Origin of the sequence: Streptomyces sp. L2 (assembly GCF_004124325.1) — a bacterium.
In the GTDB taxonomy this organism is placed as follows: domain Bacteria; phylum Actinomycetota; class Actinomycetes; order Streptomycetales; family Streptomycetaceae; genus Streptomyces.
The window spans coordinates 3,621,888-3,644,270 of the sequence record NZ_QBDT01000001.1 but is presented as its reverse complement, the minus strand read 5'-3'; the positions used below and the strand labels follow the sequence as shown (position 1 = coordinate 3,644,270).

At 72.1% G+C, this 22,383-nt stretch carries 23 protein-coding genes, 1 tRNA gene and 1 pseudogene; 14 read left to right on the top strand and 11 right to left on the bottom strand.

Going from position 1 to position 22,383, the window contains the following annotated elements; translation table 11 throughout:
• The first annotated feature begins 1 nt into the window (after position 1).
• The 4 genes from DBP14_RS15885 to DBP14_RS15870 all read left to right on the top strand — a co-directional run bounded on the left by DBP14_RS15885 (position 2) and on the right by DBP14_RS15870 (position 3,194).
• A complete protein-coding gene (locus tag DBP14_RS15885) occupies positions 2-904 on the top strand; it encodes a cupin domain-containing protein (RefSeq protein WP_129307851.1) in 903 nt (300 codons plus the stop codon).
• Positions 905-909: 5 nt separating this feature from the next.
• A complete protein-coding gene (locus tag DBP14_RS15880; protein ID WP_129307850.1) occupies positions 910-1,386 on the top strand; it encodes a DUF664 domain-containing protein in 477 nt (158 codons plus the stop codon).
• A 61-nt stretch (positions 1,387-1,447) separates the two neighbouring features.
• Positions 1,448-2,149, top strand: coding sequence for an SDR family NAD(P)-dependent oxidoreductase (locus DBP14_RS15875; protein WP_129307849.1), 702 nt, complete (start codon positions 1,448-1,450; stop codon positions 2,147-2,149).
• A gap of 100 nt (positions 2,150-2,249) precedes the next feature.
• Positions 2,250-3,194, top strand: coding sequence for an MIP/aquaporin family protein (locus DBP14_RS15870; RefSeq protein ID WP_129307848.1), 945 nt, complete (start codon positions 2,250-2,252; stop codon positions 3,192-3,194).
• A 46-nt stretch (positions 3,195-3,240) separates the two neighbouring features.
• Here the strand turns inward: DBP14_RS15870 and DBP14_RS15865 are convergent, their stop codons facing one another.
• From DBP14_RS15865 to DBP14_RS15855, 3 genes are all read right to left on the bottom strand, one after another.
• Entirely contained in the window at positions 3,241-3,594 is a 354-nt protein-coding gene (locus DBP14_RS15865) for a transcriptional regulator (RefSeq protein WP_129307847.1), read from the bottom strand.
• Positions 3,591-4,013 carry a hypothetical protein gene (locus DBP14_RS15860; protein WP_129307846.1) on the bottom strand — a complete coding sequence of 141 codons (423 nt, stop codon included), beginning with the start codon at positions 4,011-4,013 and terminating at the stop codon, positions 3,591-3,593. The genes DBP14_RS15865 and DBP14_RS15860 overlap by 4 nt, the downstream gene beginning before the upstream one ends.
• A gap of 147 nt (positions 4,014-4,160) precedes the next feature.
• Entirely contained in the window at positions 4,161-5,573 is a 1,413-nt protein-coding gene (locus DBP14_RS15855; RefSeq protein WP_129311896.1) for a hypothetical protein, read from the bottom strand.
• A gap of 163 nt (positions 5,574-5,736) precedes the next feature.
• Here DBP14_RS15855 and DBP14_RS15850 point away from each other — a divergent pair, with 163 nt between their 5' ends.
• Together DBP14_RS15850 and DBP14_RS37455 are read left to right on the top strand one after the other, a co-directional pair.
• Entirely contained in the window at positions 5,737-7,038 is a 1,302-nt protein-coding gene (locus tag DBP14_RS15850; protein ID WP_206739276.1) for a molybdopterin-dependent oxidoreductase, read from the top strand.
• A pseudogene (locus DBP14_RS37455) lies at positions 7,038-7,460 on the top strand (hypothetical protein); the annotation flags it as partial. The gene DBP14_RS15850 and the pseudogene DBP14_RS37455, both read left to right, overlap by 1 nt.
• Here the strand turns inward: DBP14_RS37455 and DBP14_RS15840 are convergent.
• From DBP14_RS15840 to DBP14_RS15830, 3 genes are all read right to left on the bottom strand, one after another.
• On the bottom strand, positions 7,391-8,167 hold the full coding sequence (locus DBP14_RS15840) for a methyltransferase domain-containing protein (protein WP_241740933.1): 777 nt from the start codon (positions 8,165-8,167) through the stop codon (positions 7,391-7,393). The pseudogene DBP14_RS37455 and the gene DBP14_RS15840 sit on opposite strands and share 70 nt — an antisense overlap.
• A 137-nt stretch (positions 8,168-8,304) precedes the next feature.
• Positions 8,305-8,940 carry a TIGR04282 family arsenosugar biosynthesis glycosyltransferase gene (locus DBP14_RS15835; protein WP_129307844.1) on the bottom strand — a complete coding sequence of 212 codons (636 nt, stop codon included), beginning with the start codon at positions 8,938-8,940 and terminating at the stop codon, positions 8,305-8,307.
• On the bottom strand, positions 8,937-9,641 hold the full coding sequence (locus DBP14_RS15830) for a glycosyltransferase family 2 protein (protein ID WP_241741243.1): 705 nt from the start codon (positions 9,639-9,641) through the stop codon (positions 8,937-8,939). Before DBP14_RS15830 ends, DBP14_RS15835 begins: the two co-directional genes overlap by 4 nt.
• Positions 9,642-9,973: 332 nt before the next feature.
• Between DBP14_RS15830 and DBP14_RS15825 the strand changes: the two genes are divergently transcribed.
• Together DBP14_RS15825 and DBP14_RS15820 are read left to right on the top strand one after the other, a co-directional pair.
• Positions 9,974-10,756, top strand: coding sequence for a response regulator transcription factor (locus DBP14_RS15825; RefSeq protein WP_129307843.1), 783 nt, complete (start codon positions 9,974-9,976; stop codon positions 10,754-10,756).
• Position 10,757: 1 nt separating this feature from the next.
• A complete protein-coding gene (locus DBP14_RS15820) occupies positions 10,758-11,879 on the top strand; it encodes a HAMP domain-containing sensor histidine kinase (protein ID WP_129307842.1) in 1,122 nt (373 codons plus the stop codon).
• Positions 11,880-12,140: 261 nt separating this feature from the next.
• On the opposite strand, the gene DBP14_RS15815 is transcribed toward DBP14_RS15820, so the two are convergent.
• Entirely contained in the window at positions 12,141-13,130 is a 990-nt protein-coding gene (locus tag DBP14_RS15815) for an NAD-dependent epimerase/dehydratase family protein (RefSeq protein WP_129307841.1), read from the bottom strand.
• A 246-nt stretch (positions 13,131-13,376) separates the two neighbouring features.
• Between DBP14_RS15815 and DBP14_RS15810 the strand changes: the two genes are divergently transcribed.
• Entirely contained in the window at positions 13,377-14,207 is an 831-nt protein-coding gene (locus DBP14_RS15810) for a thioesterase family protein (RefSeq protein ID WP_129307840.1), read from the top strand.
• A 109-nt stretch (positions 14,208-14,316) separates the two neighbouring features.
• Positions 14,317-14,790: a carboxymuconolactone decarboxylase family protein gene (locus tag DBP14_RS15805; protein WP_129307839.1), complete on the top strand. Its 474-nt coding sequence runs from the start codon at positions 14,317-14,319 to the stop codon at positions 14,788-14,790.
• Positions 14,791-14,854: 64 nt separating this feature from the next.
• On the opposite strand, the gene DBP14_RS15800 is transcribed toward DBP14_RS15805, so the two are convergent.
• Positions 14,855-15,256, bottom strand: coding sequence for a MerR family transcriptional regulator (locus tag DBP14_RS15800; protein WP_129307838.1), 402 nt, complete (start codon positions 15,254-15,256; stop codon positions 14,855-14,857).
• 247 nt (positions 15,257-15,503) lie between these two features.
• Here DBP14_RS15800 and DBP14_RS15795 point away from each other — a divergent pair, with 247 nt between their 5' ends.
• Positions 15,504-17,039 (top strand): SulP family inorganic anion transporter, encoded by a 1,536-nt coding sequence (locus DBP14_RS15795; RefSeq protein ID WP_129307837.1) that lies wholly within the window; start codon positions 15,504-15,506, stop codon positions 17,037-17,039.
• 25 nt (positions 17,040-17,064) lie between these two features.
• Here the strand turns inward: DBP14_RS15795 and DBP14_RS15790 are convergent, their stop codons facing one another.
• Both DBP14_RS15790 and DBP14_RS15785 read right to left on the bottom strand, forming a co-directional pair.
• A complete protein-coding gene (locus DBP14_RS15790) occupies positions 17,065-18,594 on the bottom strand; it encodes a hypothetical protein (protein WP_129307836.1) in 1,530 nt (509 codons plus the stop codon).
• A gap of 144 nt (positions 18,595-18,738) precedes the next feature.
• A complete protein-coding gene (locus DBP14_RS15785) occupies positions 18,739-19,770 on the bottom strand; it encodes a hypothetical protein (protein WP_241740932.1) in 1,032 nt (343 codons plus the stop codon).
• Positions 19,771-20,227: 457 nt separating this feature from the next.
• Between DBP14_RS15785 and DBP14_RS15780 the strand changes: the two genes are divergently transcribed.
• Positions 20,228-20,494 (top strand): CopG family transcriptional regulator, encoded by a 267-nt coding sequence (locus DBP14_RS15780; RefSeq protein ID WP_129307835.1) that lies wholly within the window; start codon positions 20,228-20,230, stop codon positions 20,492-20,494.
• Entirely contained in the window at positions 20,491-20,934 is a 444-nt protein-coding gene (locus DBP14_RS15775) for a PIN domain-containing protein (RefSeq protein WP_129307834.1), read from the top strand. The genes DBP14_RS15780 and DBP14_RS15775 overlap by 4 nt, the downstream gene beginning before the upstream one ends.
• 282 nt (positions 20,935-21,216) lie before the next feature.
• Here the strand turns inward: DBP14_RS15775 and DBP14_RS15770 are convergent.
• Positions 21,217-21,287: transfer RNA gene (locus DBP14_RS15770), tRNA-Gly, on the bottom strand.
• A gap of 513 nt (positions 21,288-21,800) precedes the next feature.
• Here DBP14_RS15770 and dcd point away from each other — a divergent pair.
• Positions 21,801-22,376 (top strand): dCTP deaminase, encoded by a 576-nt coding sequence (dcd, locus tag DBP14_RS15760; RefSeq protein ID WP_129307833.1) that lies wholly within the window; start codon positions 21,801-21,803, stop codon positions 22,374-22,376.
• The last annotated feature ends 7 nt before the right edge of the window (positions 22,377-22,383 follow it).

Sequence of the window (22,383 nt, the reverse complement as noted above, 5' to 3'; positions counted from 1 at the left end):
CATGTCCCTGAGCCTCCTGCTGCCGCCGGACGGCGTGACCGAACTCCTGGCCGTCTGGCCTGACGAGCCGCGTGTCTTCGAGCGTGGCAGGACCGCGCTCGACGAGACGGTGACCACGGGCCTCTTCGACGAGTACATCGACACCGGCTGTGTGCCGGCCGGTGAGATCGCCGTCGTCAAGGCGCCCGGGCCGTCCCTGAACCAGAACGCTTACATCACCCGTGGGCGCACCGACCCGGTGAAGCTGCGCAGCCTCTACGACAAGGGCTTCACACTCCGCCTGGGCAACCTTCAGCGGGTGATCCCCTTCCTCGCGCGCGTCTCGCGGAACATCCAGGTGGAGACCGGCTTCAGCAACTACGTCCACGCGTTTCTGACCCCACCAGGAAACCAGGGACTCCGGCACCACTGGGATCAGCAGATGGCCGTCATCGTGCAGATGTCGGGCGTCAAGCGCTGGCAGCTCTGGCAGCTGCCGGTGGACGCGCCGACGCGGGCGTACAACGAGTCGTGGCGGGTCTGGCGGGACACGTACATCCCGGAGTGGGAGGCGGCAGGGCCGGACATCGAGATCGATCTCCGCACCGGGCAGTCCCTGCTCCTGCCCAGGGGCTGGGTCCACAATCCCCACGTCGCCGACCCGGACGAGCACAGCGTGCACCTCACGTTCGCCCTCCGCGAGCGGACTCCCCTCTGGCTCGCCGAGAAGCTCCTCGAAGGTGCGATCGCCGACCCTGGCTTCCGCCGCGTCATCAGGCCCGGCGACCTCCATGGTCCCGAGCTCACAAGCCTGGTGGGCGAGACCCGGCAGGCGCTCGTGACCTACCTCGAACACCTCGACCTCACCCGCGTCACCCTGGACGTGCGCCGGGCCGCCCTGACAGAAGTCGAGTACACGACCTGACTCTCATGTCCTTCTCGGTTGTCAGTGTCGGCTGGAAGACCGGCATGGAGCTGGGGTATCTCGGAGACAGGTTCGGGCGGCCGTTCTTCGGCGAGCGGCCACCACCTTGGTGGTGCACCGAGAATCCGGAGCCCAACGCGGACACGTGGGCCGCCGCGGACGAGTCAGGGGAACAGGTCGTCGGTCTGTATCGCCAGGCGTGGGCGCACTCCGACACCACCGTCGCGGAGCTGACGCTCGACGCGGTCGGCCACGTCCCCTGGTGGCCGGAGGAGCGTCGGGAGGTCACGCTGCACCACGTCCTGGCACGGGTGATCTCCGATACACAGCGGCACGCCGGCCACGCCGACATCGTGCGGCAACTGATCGACGGTTCCGTCGGGTACCTGCGAGGCAAGGACAACCTGGCAGCGGGGGACCGGGCCTGGTGGCAGAGACACCGAAGCCGGCTGGAGCGGCTGGCCCGGGAGGCCGACGTGTGATCTCGGCCGGTCACCGCTGTGGACAGGCGAGCCGCGAGTTTCTGCGGTAAGGGTGGCTGTCATGAGTGCCAGTGCCAGTACTGACGGCCATTCGGGACCGACCACCGTCGCCGTCGTGGGTGCCGGCCCCGGGCTCGGGGCCGCCGTCGCGCGGCGGTTCGGGCGGGAGGGGTTCGGGGTCGCGCTCGTCGCCCGTGATCCGGATCGGCTGGCGGTCCTCGTGGACGAGCTGGCCGCCGACGGGATCACGGCGCGGGGTTTCCGGGCCGATGTGCGCAGGCCCGACGAACTGGCGAGCGCCCTGCACGCCGCCGCGGACGCGCTGGGCACGGTCGAGGTGCTGCAGTACAGCCCCGTACCGCACCGGGACTTCATGCGGCCGGTGCTGGAGACCGGGCCCCGGGAGCTGCTGGGGCCGATCGAATTCTCGGTGTACGGCCCCGTCGCCGCCGTACAGCAGGTGCTGCCCGGTATGCGCGCGCTGGGGCGCGGGACGATCCTGTTCGTCAACGGGGGCACGGCGGCCGTACCGCATCCGGAGCGGGCCGGGACCTCGATCGCGTTCGCGGCGGAGAGCGCGTACGGGCACCTGCTGCACGAGCGGCTCGCCGGCGACGGGATCCACGTCGGCCAGCTGATCATCCCGGGGGCGATCACGCCGGGGCACGTACGCAAGGATCCGGACGTGCTCGCGGCGACGCTGTGGGGCATGCACCGGGAGCGCCGGGGCTTCCGGCACTACGCCGACGACCTCGACAGCTGACGCGCATCCTGCGTGAAGAGCGTTTCTGCGCCACTATGGGTGATGGCGGTCACATGACACGCGACAGGGTGGCCGCGTTCGCCTCTCAAAGGGGGCCTTCATGGCTGTCGAGATCCCTCCGCTGATCAAGCCCTCCCACCTCAGAAGGCGAGGGGGTCTGCTGGGTGAGTGCCTGGCGGAGTTCATCGGAACATTCGTACTCATCGCGTTCGGCTGTGGTGTGGTCGCGATGGCGGTCGCCGCACTGCCCGGATCGGGCCGTGCCGCCACCCCCACGACGATCTTCCTCGCGGCCGGTGACTGGCTGCTGATCGCCTGGGGCTGGGCATTCGCCGTCATGTTCGGCGTGTACGTCGCGGGCGGCGTCAGCGGCGCGCACATCAACCCCGCGGTGACCCTCGCCTTCGCGGTGCGTCGCGGCTTCTCCTGGGCCAAGGTGGTGCCGTACATCATCTCGCAGGTGGCGGGCGCCTTCGTCGGGGCGGCGCTGGTCTACGCCGTCTACCATGACGCGATCAGCGCCTTCGACGGCGCGATGAAGGGGCCGAAGACGAACGGGCACACGCTCGCCTCGTTCTCCATCTTCGCGACCTTCCCAGCCCCGTACTTCCACGGCGGCATCTGGGGTCCGCTGGTCGACCAGATCGTCGGCACGGCGTTCCTGGTGATGCTGATCGTGGCGGTGATCGACCTGCGCAACACCGCCGTGAAGGCCAACCTCGGACCGGTGGTCATCGGCTTCGTGGTCGCGGCGATCGGCATGTCCTTCGGCGCGAACGCGGGCTACGCCATCAACCCGGCCCGCGACTTCGGACCCCGCCTCTTCACCTGGGCCGAGGGCTGGAACAGTCTGGCGTTCCCAGGGAGTTTGGCGGGCTCGTTCAGCGCGTACTGGTGGATTCCCATCGTGGGGCCGCTGATCGGCGGCGTGATCGGGGTCCTGGCGTACGACCTGTTCATCGGTGACGTCCTTCACGAGCGCGGCCAGCTCGCAGAGCTCCCGGAGCCGGGCCGCACCCGCCCGACGACCTCCGACGAGGAGTAACTCCCCTTCCCCGGCCCCCTCTTCGCAAGCCGACGGCAGTCGTTGCTCAGCTGCCGTCGGCGGAGGTGTCCGCGGCCGCCGCCCGCCGGGCCGCTGCCGCGATCTCCTCCAGGGCCGCGAGGTGGCCGGCGAGTGCCCTGCGGCCGGCGAACGTCAGCGCCGCCCAGGTGCGCGGCCGCTTGCCGACGTGCCCCTTGCGGACACTGACGTATCCGGTCTTCTCCAGCGCGGAGAGCGTCTTGCTCATCGTCGAGTCGGACACCTGGCAGTAGTCCCGCAGGACACCGAACTCGGCCTCGCCGCAACCGGAGAGGTAGGCCACGAGGGCCAGCCGGGTGGGGTGGTGCAGGTCCCGGTCCAGGGCCGGATCCGTCGCGCGTCTCCCACCGCCGTCACTCACTGCGCCGCTCCTGTTCTGACGCCCCGCATCACGTACTCCACCCCGCCGGCCACCCCGAAGGCGACCAGCCACCCCGACGGTCCGTACGGCACCCAGGCGAGGAAGCCGACACCGATCGGCACGAGGGACGCCACCCACCTGCGGCGCTGCCCGAACCAGGGAGTCGTCCCGCCATGATGCACGCCGGCCCAGAGGAGCACGAGGAACCCGGCGAGCGCGAGCACACCGGCTCCGAGCAGCCACGCCGACCAGCCCGGCCACACGTCGGCCAGCCCCAGCGCGCTGAACCCGGCGGCACAGGCGAGGCCTTGCCCCACTGCGTACACCGGTGACCGCACGGCCCCGGCCGCCCGGGCGTCGTCGCGCGCCTTGCGCGCCACCCGAAGCAGCTCCATCGACTCGTCCCCCGTGGCATTCATGCGTGAACCTCCATTACGGCCGGGGCGGTTGGTCGGCACCGCCCGTGTGGTCACTTTCATCATGGATACTACTTTCCGTGAATGCAAGTACTTTCCGGCACGTCTGGAATGGGGACCGCCTGTCCACAGCGGTGGACGACCGCCTCCTCACCACCCCGTCAGCAGCAGATGGTTGAGCAGTAGCGCCAGGCTCACCTGGGCCGTCAGCCAGGCGCGGGGGTGGGGGAGGCGGGCCGTGGCGGGGAGGAGCCACAGGGCGAAGGGGAGCCAGATGCGTTCCGTCTCCGCCTTGCTCATGCCCGAGAGGTCGGCGATCAGGACGGCCAGGAGGGTGGCGGTGACGAGGACGGCCAGGTGCCGCGCGGCCGGGTGCGGGGTGCCGTCGGGCAGGGCGGGGGTGGGGTGTCTGTGGGCCAAGGCTGTTGCCGTGCGGGGGAGGGCGGCGGCTGTCGCCGGGCCCGTGATGAGGACCGTGCAGGCCAGGTTGGCCCAGACCCAGTAGCTGTAGGGGCGGGTGCCGCCGACGCCCTGGTTGTAGCGGGTGACCAGCAGCTGGTACGCCGTCCACCAGTCGAAGCCCGCCAGGGTGAAGGCGAGGGGGACGACCGCCAGGCCCGCGAGGAGGGGCAGGACGAGGGCCGGGCGTACGGAGGCCCGGTGGCACAGCAGGAGCATGGCCGCGGCGATGACGGCGACGAGCGTGAGGCCGTAGGAGAGGTAGCAGGTCAGGCCGAGGAGGAGACCGGAGCCGGCCGCCCACGCGGACCCACGGGCGGCCGACCGGGCGGCCGGACGGGAGGCGGAAGGAGCCGTTGAACCACGCGTGAGGGCCAGGGCCAGCAGGGCCAGGGCCCAGGCGGACACCGCCGTGAAGTAGGCGTCGGCCGAGGTGCCCAGCCAGACCGCCGCCGGGGCCAGGACCAGGAAGGGTGCCGCCCGGCGGGCCAGGGTCTCGTCCGCTAGCGCGCGGACCGCGACCAGTACGGCCGCGCACGCCGAGCCGCCGAGCACGACGCACCACGTCCCCGCCCAGCCGCCGCCCCCCAGCCCGATCCGGTCCAGGAGGACGAACGTGAGCGTGGCGGCGGGCGGATGGCCGGCCACATGCGCGGGCCAGGGGCCCGGGGTGCCGGCAACGATGTGGTGGGTGAAGTCCCGCAGGGTCGCCGGGATGTCGTGGAAGCGGCCGATGACCGTCAGGTACTCGTTGTGAGTGGTGAGCCGGGTCGCGACCCCCCGGTGCCAGCCGTCGACCAGGGCCAGGGAGAAGATCCAGGCCGTCGACGCCGCCCAGGCCGTCACCAGCAGCGGGCGCCAGGGCAGGCGGGCGGCCAGCGCCGGGCCGTAGACGACTCCCGCCACCGCCAGGAGTACGGCCGCGGGGGTTCCCGGGCCGACGTGCGGGTCCCATTCCGCGAGCACCGGCGGCCAGTGCACGAACAACGTGTGGCGGGTGAACTGGATGTGCCGGCCGACCAGGACGGCCGCCGTCACCAGCAGGGCGGCGGCCCAGGCGGCCGCCAGGTCGCCGTACGGCGGCCGGCGGCCGGCGCGGTTCACGTCGGGGAGGAGCGTGCGGAGCGTGCGGGAGGGGGAGGGGATCCGGGTCACACCGGCACGCTAGGACGCGCGGGGCGCGGGGAGCCGCCGTACGGCCCGGACGTCAGCGTTTCGTCATCGGTCGGACCCCTTTTCCCGGCCTGACCAGGCCTACCGTCGGGACATGCGAGACGATCCGCGCCTTCCGTCCTCCCCCGGTTTCTGGCGCAGCCCCCTGCGTGGCCCCTGGTTCACCTCGGTGCTGGGCCTCGTCCTCCTCGTCGGCGTCACCGTGCTCTTCGTGACGGGGCTGGTGTCGTACGCCGCCTACAACCCGGGCCTGTCCCGCGTGAACGACACCACCCCCGACAAGGGCCTCCTCGGCTTCTACCTGTTCGCCTGGCCGACCGGACCGGTGTGGCTGTACCGGTTCACCCAGGGCCTCCACGTCACCCTCGGCATCACCCTGATCCCCGTCCTGCTGGCCAAGCTGTGGTCGGTGGTGCCGAGGCTGTTCGCCCTGCCGCCGGCCCGGTCCCTGGCCCACGCGCTGGAGCGGGTGTCGCTGCTGCTCCTCGTCGGCGGCGGCCTGTTCGAGTTCACCACCGGCGTCCTCAACGTCCAGCTGGACTACGTCTTCCCGGGCTCCTTCTACCCGCTGCACTTCTACGGTGCCTGGGTGTTCTTCGCCGCCTTCCTGGCCCATGCCGCGCTGAAGGCGCCGAAGGCGGTCCGGACCGTACGACGCCGGATGCGGGACGAGGGCGAGCCGTGCGAGGACGGGGGTGAGTCGGCCGGTGCGGGGCGCGTGGATGACGGGGGCCTCGTCGAGGGGGGCCTCGTCTCGCCGGATCCCGGGCCCCCGACCGTCTCCCGGCGCGGGGCACTGTGGCTCGTCGGCGGCGGTTCGCTCGCGCTGTTCGTGACGACCGTCGGGCAGAGCCTCGGCGGGCCGCTGCGCCGTACGGCCCTGCTGGCCCCGCACGGCGGGTCCGATCCCGGCAGCGGTCCGAACGCCTTCCAGATCAACAAGACCGCCGCGTACGCGGGCGTTCGCGCGAAGGACACCGGCGAGGAGGTGTGGCGGCTGGTCGTCGTCGGGCCCGCCGGGACGCGCCGGCTCAGCCGAGCCGAACTGCTGCGCCTCCCGCAGTACAGCTCCTCGCTGCCCATCGCCTGCGTGGAGGGCTGGTCGACCGCCGACCAGTGGTGGCGCGGGGTACGGCTGCGGGACCTCGCCGCACTGGCCGGGTTCGACGGCGAGCCGCCCGACCTCTTCGTGGAGTCGCTCCAGCGGCACGGCGCCTTCCGGCGCGGGGCGCTGCGCGCCAACCAGGTGGCCGACCCGCGCTCCCTGCTCGCCCTGCGGGTCAACGGCGAGGACCTGTCCCCCGACCACGGCTACCCGGCCCGGATCATCGTGCCCGCCGCACCCGGCGTGCTCTGCACCAAGTGGGTGGCCAGGCTGACCTTCGGAGACCTCTGATGCGACCCCGTGTTCCGGTGGGAAGTCCCCTCCAACTGCTCCTGCTCACCTGCTCGTTCGCGCTCGCCGGCTATGCGGCGGTACGGCTCCTCGCCGGGGACTGGCGCGGCGTGGCCCTGTGGATCGTGGGCGCCGCGCTGCTGCACGACCTCGTGCTCCTGCCGCTGTACTCGGTCGCCGACCGGGCGCTGGTGCGTGCGCTGGGCACGGCCGGGCGGCGGACCTGGACGCCGTACGTGCGGGTGCCGGCCGTGCTGTCCGGACTGCTGCTGCTCGTGTGGTCCCCGCTCGTCCTCGGCCTCGGTGTGGTCGACCGGCGCTACCGGCTGCTCACCGGGCGGTCGGCGGACGGCTACCTCGGCCGCTGGCTGCTGATCACCGCCGTGCTCTTCGGCGGCTCGGCACTGCTGCTCGCACTGCGAGCGCTGCGCGCCCGTCGTGCGCGGCGTGTGTCGGGGGTGCGCAGGGCCACGAAGCGGCGGTCGCCGGCCGCCCACTGAGCGGCGGGGCGCCATCCGGTCCGGGCCGCGTACCGCAGCAGGGCCGGGGTGCCGATCCGGGCCCAGGGGAACGGGGCGCCGGCGGCCGTACGGCCGTGGGGTGCGCCGACCATGTGCACGTGGGCGCGCTCGTCGATGTCCAGGGGCGCTGTCTCTACGATCAGCAGGCCGCCGGCGCGGAGGAGTTGGGCTGTACGGTGCAGCAGTCCGGCGGGGTCGCCGCCGATGCCCACGTTGCCGTCCATCAGCAGGACCGTGCCCCAGCGGCCCTCGCCGGGCAGCGGGTCGAACACCGAGCGGTGCAGGGCCTGGCCGCCGAGGGCGAGGGTGCGGCGTACGGCCGCCTCGCTGACGTCGACGCCGAGGACGGTACGGCCCCGGGTGGCGAGTTCCGCGACCAGGCGGCCGGGGCCGCAGCCGACGTCCAGGACGGGGCCCTCGCAGCGGTCCAGTACGGCGCGGTCGACGGCGTCGGCGCGGGCGCACCAGCGCTCGATGTCGAGGGGGAGGAGGCAGCCGTCGGGGTGGCGGAGGAAGAGGGGGCCCCGGCCGGTGCGCAGGGCGGTGGCGTAGGGGCCGGTGGCCCAGTGCGCGGCCGCCTCGGCCGCGCCTTCGGCGGATGTGTTCACACCCGCACCACCGGTGACGCTTTCGGCGTCGGGTGCGGGTGCCCCCAGCGGGACCGACCCGCCGTCGGCGGCCGCGGGTGGCCGGGAGTGGGAAGTTGTCTGCGGCGGGGGCGAACTCAGCAGGCGCGGCACCGTGTTCATCGGGACCCCGCCGGGGCGCACTCGGACAGCAGCGCGGCGAACCGGCCGTGCGGGGCCAGGGCGGCGACGGCGTGGGCGTCGGCGGCGGTGTCGACGTCCCGGAGGCGCGGGAGGTCGTACACCCGGAGTCCGGCGGCGCGCAGCCGCTCCCGCTGGGCCTGCCCGGTCAGCGGCGACGACATCGGCACCCCGCGCAGCAGGGCGGGGTCGGGGCGGGCCAGGCCCAGCGCCCAGAAGCCGCCGTCCTCGGCCGGGCCGAAGCAGGCGTCGTAGCCGTCGAGGTCCACGGTGAGCAGCTCCGGGGTGACCTGTGGGGTGTCCATGCCGATCAGCAGGGCCGGTCCGGTGCAGCGGGCGAAGGCGTCGGCGAGCCGCGCGTTGAGGCCGCCCGCGCACTGCGGTACGACGTCGAAGCCGGGCGGCAGCCAGGGGCCGGGCCGGCCGTCGAGCACGAGGACGCGCCGGCCGGCCGGGGTGGCGGCCACCGCGTCCAGAGTGTCGGCGAGGGCGGCCTCGGCGAGCGCGGCGGCCTGGTCGCCGGTGAACGGCGGACAGAGCCGCGTCTTGACCCGCCCCGGCCGGGGCTCCTTGGCGATGACGAGCAGGGTGGTGGGGCTGGTACGTGCGGTCACCCGGGCCTCCCCGCCGCTGCTCGCGCCGGCCGCGCCGGACCCTCGTTCAGGACGCGGCTCATGTCGCGTACCGCTTGCCAGGTGCCGCGCCAGGTGCCGGTGACCTTCGAGGCGCCGGTGCGGGGGCGGTACGGGACGTCGCGTTCGCGGACGCGCCAGCCGGCGTCGGCCGCGCGGACCACCATCTGCAGGGGGTAGCCGCTGCGCCGGTCGGTCAGGCCGAGGGAGAGGAGGGCCTCGCGGCGGGCGGCGCGCAGGGGGCCGAGGTCGTGCAGGCGCAGCCCGGTGCGGCGGCGCAGCAGCAGGGAGAGGGCCAGGTTGCCGGCGCGGGCGTGGGCGGGCCAGGCGCCCCTGCCCCGCGGGCGGCGCCTGCCCAGCACCAGGTCGGCCTCGCCGTCGCGGAGCGCGTCGACGAACGGTACGAGCAGGCCGGGGTCGAGGGAGGCGTCGCAGTCGCAGAAGCAGACGATGTCGGCGGTGGCGGCGGTCAGCCCGGCGTGGCAGGCGGCGCCGAAGCCGCGGCGCTCCTCGTGGACGACGGTCGCGCCGAGCGCGCGGGCGAGTCCGGCCGAGCCGTCGGTGGAGCCGTTGTCGACGACGAGGGCACGCCAGCCGGCCGGGATCCGGCCGAGCACCCAGGGCAGCGCCTCGGCCTCGTCCAGACAGGGCAGGACGACGTCCACGGAGGGACCCGGGGGCAGGGGCACCGCAGGCCGGGAGGGCTCCTCGGATGCTGGGGACGCCGGGGACGCCGGGGACGCCGAGCGTCCCGGGGGTTCCATCGGTGAGGGTGAGGTGGTCACGACGCTCACCCTACGAACGTGAACCGGGACAAACTGGGCCGCGGCACCTTACGAAACGCGGACACCGAACGCCTGCTCACGCCTTCGCGCCCGCGCGGTGCGAGGGTGGAAACATGCAGCAGCCGCCCACCCCGCCGCCCCCCGACCCGGCACCCCCACACCCTCCGAGCCCCCACCCCACCCCGGCCCCGGGACCGGCCTCCACGCCGGCCTCACAGTCGGTTCCTGGGATGGCGTCCGGTGCCGCCCCCGCCCCCCAGCCCAGCCCTGCCCCCCAGCCCCGCCCCGGGCGGGTTCTCGTCGTTGACGACGATCCCACCGTCGCCGAGGTGGTCGCCGGGTATCTCGATCGGGCCGGGTATGTCGTGGACCGGGCCGCCGATGGGCCCGACGCTCTCGTGCGGGCGGCCGGGCACCGGCCGGATCTGGTGGTGCTGGATCTGATGCTGCCCGGCATGGACGGGCTGGAGGTGTGCCGGCGGCTGCGTGAGCGGGGCCCGGTGCCGGTCATCATGCTCACCGCGCGCGGCGACGAGGACGACCGCATCCTCGGTCTGGAGGTGGGCGCCGACGACTACGTCACCAAGCCGTTCAGCCCGCGCGAACTGGTGCTGCGCGTGGAGTCGGTCCTGCGCCGCTCGCGCCCGGCCGGCCCCCGCGCCCCGCTCGGCGCGGCCGGTCTCACTGTCGACCCCGCAGCCCGCCGTGCCACCAAGAACGGCACCGAACTCGCCCTCACGCTCCGGGAGTTCGACCTCCTCGCCTTCCTCCTGCGGCATCCGGGGCGTGCGTTCGGCCGCGAGGAGCTGATGCGGGAGGTGTGGGGCTGGGACTTCGGCGACCTGTCGACCGTCACCGTCCACGTCCGCCGTCTGCGCGGCAAGGTCGAGGACGACCCGGCCCGGCCCCGCCTGATCCAGACCGTGTGGGGCGTCGGCTACCGCTTCGACCCCACCGGCGACCGGCACGAGGGCGGGGACAGTCACCCGGCCCCAGCCGGGGAGGTGAGCTGAGATGCGTGCCAACCTGCTGATCGCCCTCTACGCCTTCCTCGGCGCCGCCGCCACCGGCCTCGCCGGCGCGGTCGTCCTGCGGACGATCCGCCGCCGCTCCCTCACCGCGTCCCTCGGCGTGGTGTCCGGCGTCGGCGTGGTCGCGATGCTCGCCGGGACCATGGCCGTGGCCTGGGCGATGTTCCTGTCCCCGCACGACCTCAGGGTCGTCACCACCGTCGTCGCCATGGCCGCCGTGGTCTCCTTCGCCACGGCCCTGCTCCTCGGCCGCTGGGTGGTCGCGCGCAGCCGTGAACTCACCGACGCGGCCCGGGACTTCGGCGAGGGCGGCGCCTTCGCCGCGCCTCCCGTCCCCGCCACCGCCGAACTCGACGCGCTCAGCCAGGAGTTGGCCGCCACCAGCGCCCGGCTCGCCGCGTCCCGGGAGCGCGAGCGCGCGCTGGAGACCTCCCGGCGGGAACTGGTCGCCTGGATCTCGCACGACCTGCGCACCCCGCTCGCCGGTCTGCGGGCCATGTCGGAGGCGCTGGAGGACGGGGTCGCCGCCGACCCCGACCGCTACCTCAAGCAGATCCGCACCGAGGTGGAACGCCTCAACGACATGGTCGGCGACCTCTTCGAACTCTCCCGCATACACGCCGGCACCCTCCCCCTCAGCCCCGCCCGCATCTCCCTCTACGACCTGGTCGGCGACGCCCTCGCCGGAGTCGGCCCCCTCGCGCGCGAGCACGGCGTACGGCTGGTCGGCGACCGGGTGGAACCGGTGCCGGTCGAGGTCGACGGCAAGGAGATGAGCCGCGTCCTGGCCAACCTCCTGGTCAACGCCATCCGCCGGACCCCGGCCGACGGCACGGTCGCCATCGCCGCAGAGCGCGCGCCGGACGGAGTGGTGCTCTCCGTCACCGACGGCTGCGGCGGCATCCCCGAGGAGGACCTGCCCCGCGTCTTCGACACCGGCTGGCGCGGCACGGACGCGCGGACACCGCCGGCCGGGGCGGGGCTGGGCCTGGCCATCGTCCGCGGCATCGTCGAGGCCCACCGCGGCCGTACGACCGTACGCAACATCCCCGGCGGCTGCCGCTTCGAGGTAACCCTCCCGACGGGTGACGCCGCCCAGGCGTGACCACCCTCCCGCGCCGTGCTCCACGGGCGCCGGCCTGCTCGTTCCCCGGACGCCGGCCCGCCCACTCCGTGCTCCCCGGGCGCCGGCCCGCGTCGTGCTCCCCGGGCGCTGGCCCGCGTCGTGCTCCCCGGGCGCCCGCCCGCGTCGTGCTCCCCGGGCGCCCGCCCGCGTCGTGCTGCCCGGGCGCGCGCCGACCCGCTCGCTCCCCGGGCGCCCGCCCGCCCGCGCCGTGCTCCACAAGCGACGGCCCGCCCTCCCCGCTCACCCCTCCGCCGCGAACTCCCGCATGCCCTCCGCGAAGGCGATCTCCGGCTTCCAGCCGAGGTCCGACCGCAGGCGGCCGGAGTCGGCGGTGATGTGCCGGACGTCGCCGAGGCGGTACTCGCCGGTGGTCACGGGCGCGGGGCCGGCGCAGGCCGCGGCGAGGGCGTGCGCCAGGTCGCCGACGGTACGGGGCTCGCCGCTGCCGGTGTTGTAGGCCGTCAGCGCTCCCGGCCGGCTCTCCGCCTCCAGCGCGGTGACATTGGCCGCCGCGACGTCCCGGACGTGGACGAAGTCCCGCCGCTGCCGACCGTCCTCGAAGACGCGCGGTGCCTCACCGCGGCCGAGCGCCGAGCGGAAGAAGGAGGCGACGCCGGCGTACGGGGTGTCGCGGGGCATCCGGGGGCCGTACACGTTGTGGTAGCGCAGGGACACCGCCGTACCGCCCGTCGAGCGGGCCCAGGCGGCGGCCAGGTGCTCCTGGGCCAGTTTGGTCGTGGCGTACACGTTGCGCGGGTCGGCCGGCGCGTCCTCACCGACCAGCCCCGGCGCCAACTCCGCGCCGCACAGCGGGCAGTGGGGCTCGAACCGGCCCGCCTCCAGGTCGGTCACGGCACGCGGTCCCGGCCGTACGACGCCGTGCTCGGCACACTCGTAGCGGCCCTCGCCGTAGACCACCATCGACCCGGCGAGCACCAGCCGCCGTACGCCCGCGTCGGCCATGGCGGCGAGCAGGACGGCGGTGCCGAGGTCGTTGCGGGAGACGTACTCGGCCGCGTCCGCGACGCCGTTGCCGAGGCCGACCATGGCCGCCTGGTGGGAGACGGCGTCCACCCCGGCCAGCGCCTCGGCCACGGCCAGCGGGTTGCGCACGTCGGCGCCGGGGCCGGACCGGACGTCGTACACGACCGCCTCGTGACCGCGGGCCCGCAGGGCGTCGACGACATGGGACCCGATGAACCCGGCACCGCCGGTGACCAGTACGCGCATACCGTCACGCTAGGACGGACGGGGGCGCCCGGCGGGCGTCGGCGCGGGGTACGTCACCGGTCCGTAAGACCCCAGGCGCGGGTGACCGGGTCATCGGATGAGCCGGTGAGCGGATGGCCCGGTCATCAGGTGAGCCGGTGACCGGGTGGCCGGGTGATCACGCGACCTGGTAATCACGCGGCCCGGTGATCCGGTGACCCGGCAATCCGGTGATCCGGCGTTCCGACCGCTTCCTACCATGGCGGCATGTCCCTCTCGCCCCGCCCCGCAGCCCACCCTCCCGCGCAGACCGGCAGCTATTACGAGCGCATCGACGAGCACCGCTACAAGCCCACCGTCCACGCGAGTGGCGCCTGGGACCCCGACGAGCTGCACTTCAGCCCGCTCGGCGGCCTCGTCGTGCACGCGATCGACCACCACCTCGCCGCACGCCCCGGGCAGGGCGGCGGCCTGCTCCTCTCCCGGATCAGCTACGACATCCTGGGGCGGCCGGCCCTCGACGAGTGCGAGATCCGGGTCGAGACGGTCCGGCCCGGCCGCACCATCGAGCTGCTCGAAGCCGTCGTACGGGTCGCCGACCGCCCCGTGGTCCGGGCCCGCGCCTGGCTGCTGGCCGCCGGGGACACCGCGGCCGTCGCGGGCGGCGGCCCCGAACGGCTCACCCCGCCCGAGGAACTGGCCCCCTGGCCGATGGCGTCCCTGTGGCCCGGCGGGTACATCGCCTCCCTGGACGTACGGCCGCTCGCGCCGCCCCGGCCGGGCCGTACGACCGCGTGGATCTCCACCTCCCTCGACCTGGTCGCCGACGAGCCGAGCAGCCCGCTCGCGTCGTACGTCGCCCTGGTCGACACCGCCAACGGCATCGCCGTACGCGAGGCGCCGACCGCGTGGATGTTCCCCAACGTCGACCTGACGCTCCATCTGCACCGGCAGCCCGAGGGCCGCTGGACCGGGCTGGACACGACGGTCGCGTTCGGGCCGACGGGGCAGGGCGTCACCAGCACCGTCCTGCACGACGTCAACGGCCCGGTGGGCCACGCCCAGCAGATGCTCACGGTCCGCCCGCAGCCGAAGTGAGCATGCGGGCGAAGTGAGTGACGCAGGTCACATCGGCACCCTGTCACATCGCGTCCGGCCCAGTTGTCAGAGAGGCGTACACCGAACGACAACGGCACAGGAGCTGACGATGGACGCTCGTATGAACCTCTTCGGCAACGCGGTCGCAGGCAAGTTCCTCCGCTACCTCAACTCGGGCAGCAAGGCGGTCACGGACTCGGCGCTGCCGGCGGCGACCCAGGAGCTGGTGAAGATCCGCGCCAGCCAGATCAACGGCTGCGGGTTCTGCACCGACATGCACACCAAGGACGCCATGAAGGCGGGCGAGGACGTGCAGCGCCTCCTGCTGGTCGCGGCCTGGAGGGAGGCGACGGTGTTCACGCCCGCCGAGCGTGCCGCGCTGGAGCTGGCCGAGCAGGGCACCCGGATCGCCGACGCGGCCGGCGGCATCACCGACGAGGCCTGGGAGAACGCCGCCCAGCACTTCGACGAGGAGCAGCTCGGCGCGCTGGTCTCCCTCATCGCCCTGATCAACGCCTACAACCGCGTGAACGTCATCGTCCAGCAGCCGGCCGGCGACTACCAGCCGGGCCAGTTCGGCTGAGCCCCACGCGGAGGGACCACAGCCGCGGCGGTCGCCGGAGTGCGCCGCCGCGGTCGGCCGTGCCTCAGGCGCCGCCCAGACGGGCGCGCAGGGTGTCCGCGAAGTCCTCGGCCATCGCCAGGCGGGCGCGCAGGGACTCACAGCGGGCGTCGGCCGTCTCCCGGTAGGCGTCGAGGCGGCGGCGCAGCCGCGCCAGTTCCTCGCCGTCGGGCGGGCTGTCGGCGCGCCCCAGCCGGTCGGTGATCTCCAGCAGATCCCGCATCTCCTCCAGGGAGAAGTCCAGCGGCTTCATGCGGCGGATCACCATCAGGCGCTCGACGTCCGACTCCGTGTAGAGGCGGAAACCGCCCTTGCTGCGGGCGGAGGGGACGACGAGGCCGACTTCCTCGTAGTGGCGGATCGTGCGCAGCGACAGACCGGTCCGCTCGGCCACCTCACCGATCTGCATCTGCCCCTGGTCCGTCATCGCCCCATGATCCTTCGCTGGTCCTTCGCCGTTCACGGCCGTCTTTCGTACTCTCCCCTTACGTCAGGGTAGAGTCTGTGGTGTTCGAAGACTTCCGGTTCATGATGCCCGACCGAGGTGGCCGACCGGATCGCCGAGGACTCCGACCGTTCGTGTACGTGAGTCATGTGTGTCTTCGGCATGACGTCACAGACGACGCGGGCGCGTACCGGATCCGGGGACGCGTGCGCCTGACGGAAACGGTCGCATGTCCTCAACGCTGCCCGCAGCGCCCAAGCCGCCCAAGCCGCCCAAGTCACCTAAATCACTCGGGTCCCGCCTGCCCAGGCCCGTGTGGCTGACCTCGCCGACGGTCCTGCGCACCGAGGTGCTGGCCGGTCTGGTCGTCGGTCTCGCGCTGATCCCGGAGGCGATCTCGTTCTCCGTCATCGCGGGCGTCGACCCGAAGGTCGGGCTGTACGCCGCCTGCACCATGGCCATGGTCATCGCGTTCGCCGGCGGACGCCCGGCCATGATCTCCGCCGCCACCGGCGCCGTCGCCCTGGTCGTGGCGCCGATAGCCCGCCAGTACGGGCTGGGCTACCTGGTCGCCACCGTCATGCTCGCCGGTGCCTTCCAGGTCGTCCTCGGCGCGCTGGGCGTCGCCAAGCTGATGCGGTTCGTGCCGCGCAGCGTCATGGTCGGCTTCGTCAACGCCCTCGGCATCCTGCTGTTCATGGCCCAGATACCCAACCTGCACGACGTGCCGTGGGCGGTGTATCCGCTGGTCGTGGCCGGTCTGGTGCTCATGGTGCTGTTCCCGAGGCTGACCCGGGCGGTGCCGGCGCCGCTGGTGGCGATCGTGATCCTCACCGTGATCACCGTGGCCGCCGGGATCGCCGTACCGACCGTGGGGGACAAGGGCAAGCTGCCCTCCGCGCTGCCGGTGCCGGGCCTCCCCGACGTGCCGTTCACCCTGCACACCCTGACGGTCATCGCCCCGTACGCCTTCGCCATGGCGCTGGTGGGGATCATGGAGTCGATGATGACCGCGAAGCTGGTCGACGACCTCACCGACACCCGGTCCGACAAGACCCGCGAGGCGGTCGGTCAGGGCATCGCCAACATCGTCACCGGGATCTTCGGCGGCATGGGCGGCTGCGGCATGATCGGCCAGACCATGATCAACGTCAAGAACGGCGCCCGTACCCGGCTGTCGACGTTCCTGGCCGGGTTCTTCCTGCTGATCCTGTGCATCGTGCTCGGCCCGGTCGTCTCCCGGATCCCCATGGCCGCCCTGGTCGCCGTCATGATCCTGGTCTCCGTCGGCACCTTCGACTGGCACTCGGTGAAGCCCGCCACGCTCCGGCGGATGCCGGTCGGCGAGACGACGGTCATGGTCATCACCGTGATCGTCGTCGTCGCCACCTCCAACCTCTCCATCGGCGTGGTCGTCGGCTCCGTCACCGCGATGATCATCTTCGCCCGCCGGGTGGCCCACCTCACCCACGTCACCTCGGTCACCGACCCGGACGGCACCCAGGTCGTCTACTCGGTCACCGGCGAGCTGTTCTTCGCGTCCTCCAACGACCTGGTCACCCAGTTCGACTACAAGAACGACCCGGACGACGTCGTCATCGACCTCTCCGGCACCCACGTCTGGGACGCCTCCTCCGTCGCCGCCCTGGACGCCATCGAGACGAAGTACGCCCAGCGCGGCAAGACGGTCACCATCGAGGGCCTGAACCAGCCGAGCGCCGCCATCCGCGAACGCCTGGCGGGCCGGCTGGGGGCGAACCACTGATGCGACTGCCGGGCTGCGGGTGCCCTCAGCGCACGGCGTACGCGTTGTAGACCGTGGTCGTCGAGCTGTCACCGTGGGTGTCGGTGACCGTGGAGCGCAGACCGACGCGGCCGGCGGAGGCGGGGTTGTGGACGGCGGCGGTCCACTTGCCGTGGGACAGCTTCGCGGTGGTGGCGTGCCAGTGGACGCCGTCGTCGGTCGTGTACCAGGCGTGCACGGACTTCACCCCGTCCGACAGCCGGCCGATCGAGCCGTCGTTCGTCCCGAGGCGCTGCATCCCCAGCTCGACGGTCGTGGTCGAACGGGCGGCGGCCTGGTTCCTGGAGTTCAGCCCCTCGGGCCAGAACCGGGTGATGTAGTCCCGGATCTGCCGGTTCTTGCCGGCGTCGGCGTAGAAGTGCAGGGAGAGGCTGGAGGTCGTCGACAGCGAGCCGGACGGCAGGCCGCCCCGGTGGGCGGTCTCGGTGACCGTGTACCAGCCGGATCCCGGGATCCGCACATGCGGGGCGATGTCCTGCGAGGACCTGTAGCTGCGCGAGTAGAGCGTCTTGCTCCCGTGGGTCAGCTTCAGGGAGCCGGAGGCCAGCCCCCCTCCCGCCGTGAGTTCGGGGTCGCTGAACATGTCGACGTCCCCGAAGTACAGCTGGTGGTACCAGGTGTGCGGCAACTGCCCGCTGGGCCCCCAGACCGCGTGCCCGAGGGTCAGCGCGGTCGTCTTGCCGGCGGCGTAGGTGTGGAACCCGTCGAAGATGAGGTCGTGGCTCTGCTGTCCCACCTCCCACTGGCCGGCCTGGAGGTGGACGCTGAACGAGTCGGGCAGATCACGCTCGAAGTCGAGGATGTCCGTGTTCGACGCGCAGGCGTCGTAGCCCGTCGAGGCGCCGTTGAACGAGAACCGCGCGTGTCCGCTGTCCGGCCCGGAACGCGCCGACACCTTGAGGGTGGTCAGCCCGGACCTCTTGAGTGTCGCGGACACTCCGGACGGCACGCCATGGCTGTGCCGGGCGGAGGCCAGCCAGAAGTCCCCGCCGGTCGCCGACCGCGGCTGGTAGACGGTGCCGTAGGCCAGCTCGTACGCCTTGCTGCTGTTCGGGATGACGTACAGCTCACCGGAGGCGGCCGACATGCTCATGCTGGCGGGACCGTTGTCGGTGGCGCAGACCGCCGCGGTGACCGTGTGGTCGTACCCGCTGCCCGGGCTGGGACTGAGCGAGACCTTCACCGCGTGGCCCTTGCGGGCGTCGAACGTGGTCGTCGTGGCCCCGGAGACCTTCACACTGTGACCGCCGACGACGCCGACCTCGCCGTTGCCGTAGGACGTGACGAGCTCGTAACTGCCCTTGGGCAGCGACGCCTTCTTGTTGCTCTCGATGTACCTGAAGTCGTTCGTCTTCGTGTTGTAGACCGCCACCTGGGCGTAGACCGGCTTGCCGCCCCGGTCCAACGTCCTGACGGTGAGCGCCCCCGACCCGGCGGCCGACGCCGCCGAAGCCCCGGCCAGAAGAAACGGCACGAGCACGGTGACGACACCGGCGACCGTCGTGGTTCTCCGCATCAAACCCCCCAGAGATGTACGGCAAAAGCGAGCCACCGTAGCGCACGCGAAGCGCCCCGCCACCACCGCCCCGACGAACAAAGCCCCAGGTCCACTGACCTGGGGCTTCGAGAAGAGCGGGTGACGAGAATCGAACTCGCGCTCTCAGCTTGGCAAGCGACGGCGCTCGGGCGGGTTCCATGGGCCCTGACCAGCGCAGATACCTGCTCCTTCAGGTGGTCGTGTGCGCCGGATTGAACCGCTGTTGACCGTGGTGGCGAACGGCTTGATCCGGTAGGGATCGGTGAGTGGCGTCCGGTCGCCGGGTGGAGTGCCGGCGCCGAGGGTGGCGTCGATGTCGGCGAGTGACGGTTCGCCGGCACCGGGTTCGTCCTGAGCATGGTCGAGCAGGACCCGGAGGCCGGGCACACGGGTGGTTTCCAGCGGCTTGATCGCGCTGGACAGGTTGCCCGATGCGGTGGTGGTGACGGAGCAGGCGACGTCGTGTCCGATGTCCTGGAAGCGCAGGGCGTCCTCGGGTTCCCGCCAGGGCGAGGACTCGATCGCCTGGCGCGTCCAGCGGCCGTAGGCCACGAAGCCGAGGCGCCGGTTGTCAGGCAGGCGGGTCAGCACAGCGAGGTCGATGGCTGTGATGCCGGGTGCGGTGGCGAAGCCCTCCTTCAGCGTGGCGACGATGTTGGAACCCATGGACGTCAGCCACCACAGAACGCGCTCCCGCTTGGTGAGGTTCTTCAGCGTCGGGCGTCCGCCGGGCGTGCGCCCGGGCGTCTGACCGGGCATGGAGTCGAGGTCCTGTTGCCGCACGACGACGGACAGCACCGAGCCGTCCACGCCTACGGCACAGCCGGCGGCCGGGTTGTCCGAGAAGGCGGTGTTCACCGCTTCGCAGACGGTGTCCTCGTCATTGGCGAGCAGGGCTTGCCACCAGTGCTCGGCCTCGTCCGTCAACTGACGGTGGATCGCTCCCAGTCGCGCTGTCTCGGCGGCCAGGTAGGCGGGCGCGTCCTGTTCCGCGCGTTGCCTGGCCGCAGCCCTCTCCGCGCGGGCCAGCCGCCCCACGCCCTGAAGGTGGAACGTCCGGGCTTCGGCGAGCGCCCATGACAGGCTCAGTTGGGGGGCGTCCGGGATGACGGGCGGATGCGCCGCGGGAAAGGACTCCAGGTGGACGCTGGTCATCTGCCGTCTCAGCTCGCGCAACTGAGCGATGGCGGCATCGCGCTCCGCCTCCTGCTGAGCCCGCTCCGCCTGACGGCGCGCCCGGTCCAGTTGCGCGGCTGAGGGGGCGACCGTACGAGAGCGTGCCGTACGCCGTGTACTCGTGCGCCGTCGATTGCCGCCGAGGGAACTCGACGCGTAGAAGGGGCCGAGCCCGGTCGACATCCTGGCGCCGCCGCTACCCACGCTGAGCCTCGCCGCACGTGGCCCGACCGAGGTGCGCACTCCACGAGTCGAGACCCGCACACTCATCCCAGGTACACCGACACGGAAACCGAACCCCATGACATACCCCTCTCCCCAGGAACAGTCTGGCACCCGAAAGGGGCGTGGGAGGTCGGCTCGGCTGGTCCTCAGCAACACGACATGGGAAGGAGTGCCGGATACACCAATCCGGTACATGGACTACTCTTGGTACATGTCCATGAAGCGCACGAACGTCTACGCGGACCCCGAGGACCTGGCGATCATCAAGGAGGCCGCCAAGCGCCGGGGCATAAGCGAGGCCGAGATCATCCGCCAGGGCATCCACCTTGCAGCCATGGCGAACCGGGTCTGGGACGAGCCGCTGTTCTCACGCACCTTCGAGGGGCCGGGGCGCACGCTGCCCAAGGCGGAGGTCCGCGACACGGTCGCCGATGCCGTCGGGCGTGGGACCGGCTCGGGCTCCGGATCCGCCGCGTGATCATTGTCATCGCCGATACGTCCGGCCTTCTGGCAGCGCTGGACTCGGCTCACCCGGAACATGGGGCGGCGAACGAGGCGATCATGGCGGCGGGCCTGCTGGTCATGTCTCCGCTCCTGCTGGCCGAACTGGATCACGTGGCGACACGTGAGCTCGGCAGGGAGGCTGCCCTCAGCGCGGTCGACGACTTGCGGCGCTGGATCGGCCGGGGTCGTGTCGTCATGCCGGAGATCACGGAGGGTCACCTGGGCGCAGCCCAGTCCGTCCGTGTCCGTTACCGCGCGCTGGACCTCGACCTCGCCGACGCAGTGAACGTGGCGCTTGCCGCCGACTACGACACGGACGCGATTCTCACCCTGGACCGACGAGACTTCCGGGCCGTACGCCCGCTGGGCCGTTACAAAGCGTTCCGTGTACTTCCCGATGACCTCCCGCTCTGACGCAGGCGCCACAGCGGTCAAGTGCCTGCTTCCACAAGGGGCTTGGGCACCGCCCACGACGAAGACACGCGGGACGGAGGTCCGCCATCGCCGAGGAACAGCGGGCTGAGGACTCGCATCCGGCTCAGCTACGTGAAAGTGCAGTTCAGCGCCCCGCTGCGATGTGCCAAGGCGCGCGTGCCCTCTGTGTGCCCAATCTCGGGGGTACAGGAGTACCCAAAAAACGCAGCAAAGGCTTCCCAATGAAACAGCCCCAGGTCGCTGACCTGGGGCTTCGAGAAGAGCGGGTGACGAGAATCGAACTCGCGCTCTCAGCTTGGGAAGCTGATGTTCTACCATTAAACTACACCCGCGTGATACGGACGGCCCGAGCGGTCGGGGTGTCCGGATGCTCGCTCACTGTACCTCATGGCAGGCCCCCGGTGCTCGGAGCCCGGGGGCCCGGTGCGTTGTGGGGCGGGGGGATCCCCGTGCCGGGGCGTGGAGTTGGGGCGTACGGTGGAGGTGTGGGAAGGGTCCCGGGGTGGACCGGAGTGCCGCCTGGAGAGTCGAGTCTTTGATCCCGTAATGTGCCTTTTGTCGGCAGGGCAGCAAGCCGGATACGGCTCTTGGGGAAGGGACTTGAGGGACTTGATGGAACGCACCGTGGTCCGCTGTGCGGACGGGCACGTCTTCAGCGCCGCTTCGTTCCCGATGCAGCAGGCCGAGCGACTCGGTCCGGGTCGGCTCGTGAGGTGTCCCAGGTGTGCCCGGCTCCGCAGTGCGGTGCCCGTCGCCCTGGAGAAGCGATAGGGGCGTGTGAGAAGGACGGGGCGCGTGGGCGCCGTGGTTGTCACGGCTCCGCGCGCCTTGCGTATCCTCGGGACGTGCTTCTCTCAGACAAGGACATCCGGGCCGAGATCGACGCCGGGCGGGTCCGGATCGATCCCTACGACGAATCCATGGTGCAGCCGTCCAGCGTCGACGTACGGCTGGACCGGTACTTCCGGGTGTTCGAGAACCACCGGTACCCGCACATCGACCCCTCCGTGGAGCAGGCCGACCTGACCCGGCTGGTGGAGCCGGACGGCGACGAGCCGTTCATCCTGCACCCCGGGGAGTTCGTGCTGGCGAGCACGTACGAGGTCATCACCCTGCCCGACGATCTCGCGTCACGGCTGGAGGGCAAGAGCTCGCTCGGGCGGCTCGGCCTGGTCACGCACTCCACCGCCGGGTTCATCGACCCCGGCTTCAGCGGCCACGTCACCCTGGAGCTGTCCAACCTGGCCACGCTGCCGATCAAGCTGTGGCCCGGCATGAAGATCGGCCAGCTGTGCATGTTCCGGCTCAGCTCGCCGGCCGAGTTCCCGTACGGCAGCGAGCGCTACGGCTCCCGGTACCAGGGCCAGCGCGGGCCGACCGCCTCCCGGTCCTTCCTGAACTTCCATCGGACCCAGGTGTGAGCGGACA

Bases quoted from the DNA above. Each gene is read 5' to 3' on its own strand.
- DBP14_RS15885 (WP_129307851.1), top strand. From the start codon at position 2: ATGTCCCTGAGCCTCCTGCTGCCGCCGGACGGCGTGACCGAACTCCTG.
- DBP14_RS15880 (WP_129307850.1), top strand. From the start codon at position 910: ATGTCCTTCTCGGTTGTCAGTGTCGGCTGGAAGACCGGCATGGAGCTG.
- DBP14_RS15875 (WP_129307849.1), top strand. From the start codon at position 1,448: ATGAGTGCCAGTGCCAGTACTGACGGCCATTCGGGACCGACCACCGTC.
- DBP14_RS15870 (WP_129307848.1), top strand. From the start codon at position 2,250: ATGGCTGTCGAGATCCCTCCGCTGATCAAGCCCTCCCACCTCAGAAGG.
- DBP14_RS15860 (WP_129307846.1), bottom strand. From the start codon at position 4,013: ATGAATGCCACGGGGGACGAGTCGATGGAGCTGCTTCGGGTGGCGCGC.
- DBP14_RS15850 (WP_206739276.1), top strand. From the start codon at position 5,737: ATGCGAGACGATCCGCGCCTTCCGTCCTCCCCCGGTTTCTGGCGCAGC.
- DBP14_RS15825 (WP_129307843.1), top strand. From the start codon at position 9,974: ATGGCGTCCGGTGCCGCCCCCGCCCCCCAGCCCAGCCCTGCCCCCCAG.
- DBP14_RS15820 (WP_129307842.1), top strand. From the start codon at position 10,758: ATGCGTGCCAACCTGCTGATCGCCCTCTACGCCTTCCTCGGCGCCGCC.
- DBP14_RS15815 (WP_129307841.1), bottom strand. From the start codon at position 13,130: ATGCGCGTACTGGTCACCGGCGGTGCCGGGTTCATCGGGTCCCATGTC.
- DBP14_RS15810 (WP_129307840.1), top strand. From the start codon at position 13,377: ATGTCCCTCTCGCCCCGCCCCGCAGCCCACCCTCCCGCGCAGACCGGC.
- DBP14_RS15805 (WP_129307839.1), top strand. From the start codon at position 14,317: ATGGACGCTCGTATGAACCTCTTCGGCAACGCGGTCGCAGGCAAGTTC.
- DBP14_RS15800 (WP_129307838.1), bottom strand. From the start codon at position 15,256: ATGACGGACCAGGGGCAGATGCAGATCGGTGAGGTGGCCGAGCGGACC.
- DBP14_RS15795 (WP_129307837.1), top strand. From the start codon at position 15,504: ATGTCCTCAACGCTGCCCGCAGCGCCCAAGCCGCCCAAGCCGCCCAAG.
- DBP14_RS15790 (WP_129307836.1), bottom strand. From the start codon at position 18,594: ATGCGGAGAACCACGACGGTCGCCGGTGTCGTCACCGTGCTCGTGCCG.
- DBP14_RS15785 (WP_241740932.1), bottom strand. From the start codon at position 19,770: ATGACCAGCGTCCACCTGGAGTCCTTTCCCGCGGCGCATCCGCCCGTC.
- DBP14_RS15780 (WP_129307835.1), top strand. From the start codon at position 20,228: ATGTCCATGAAGCGCACGAACGTCTACGCGGACCCCGAGGACCTGGCG.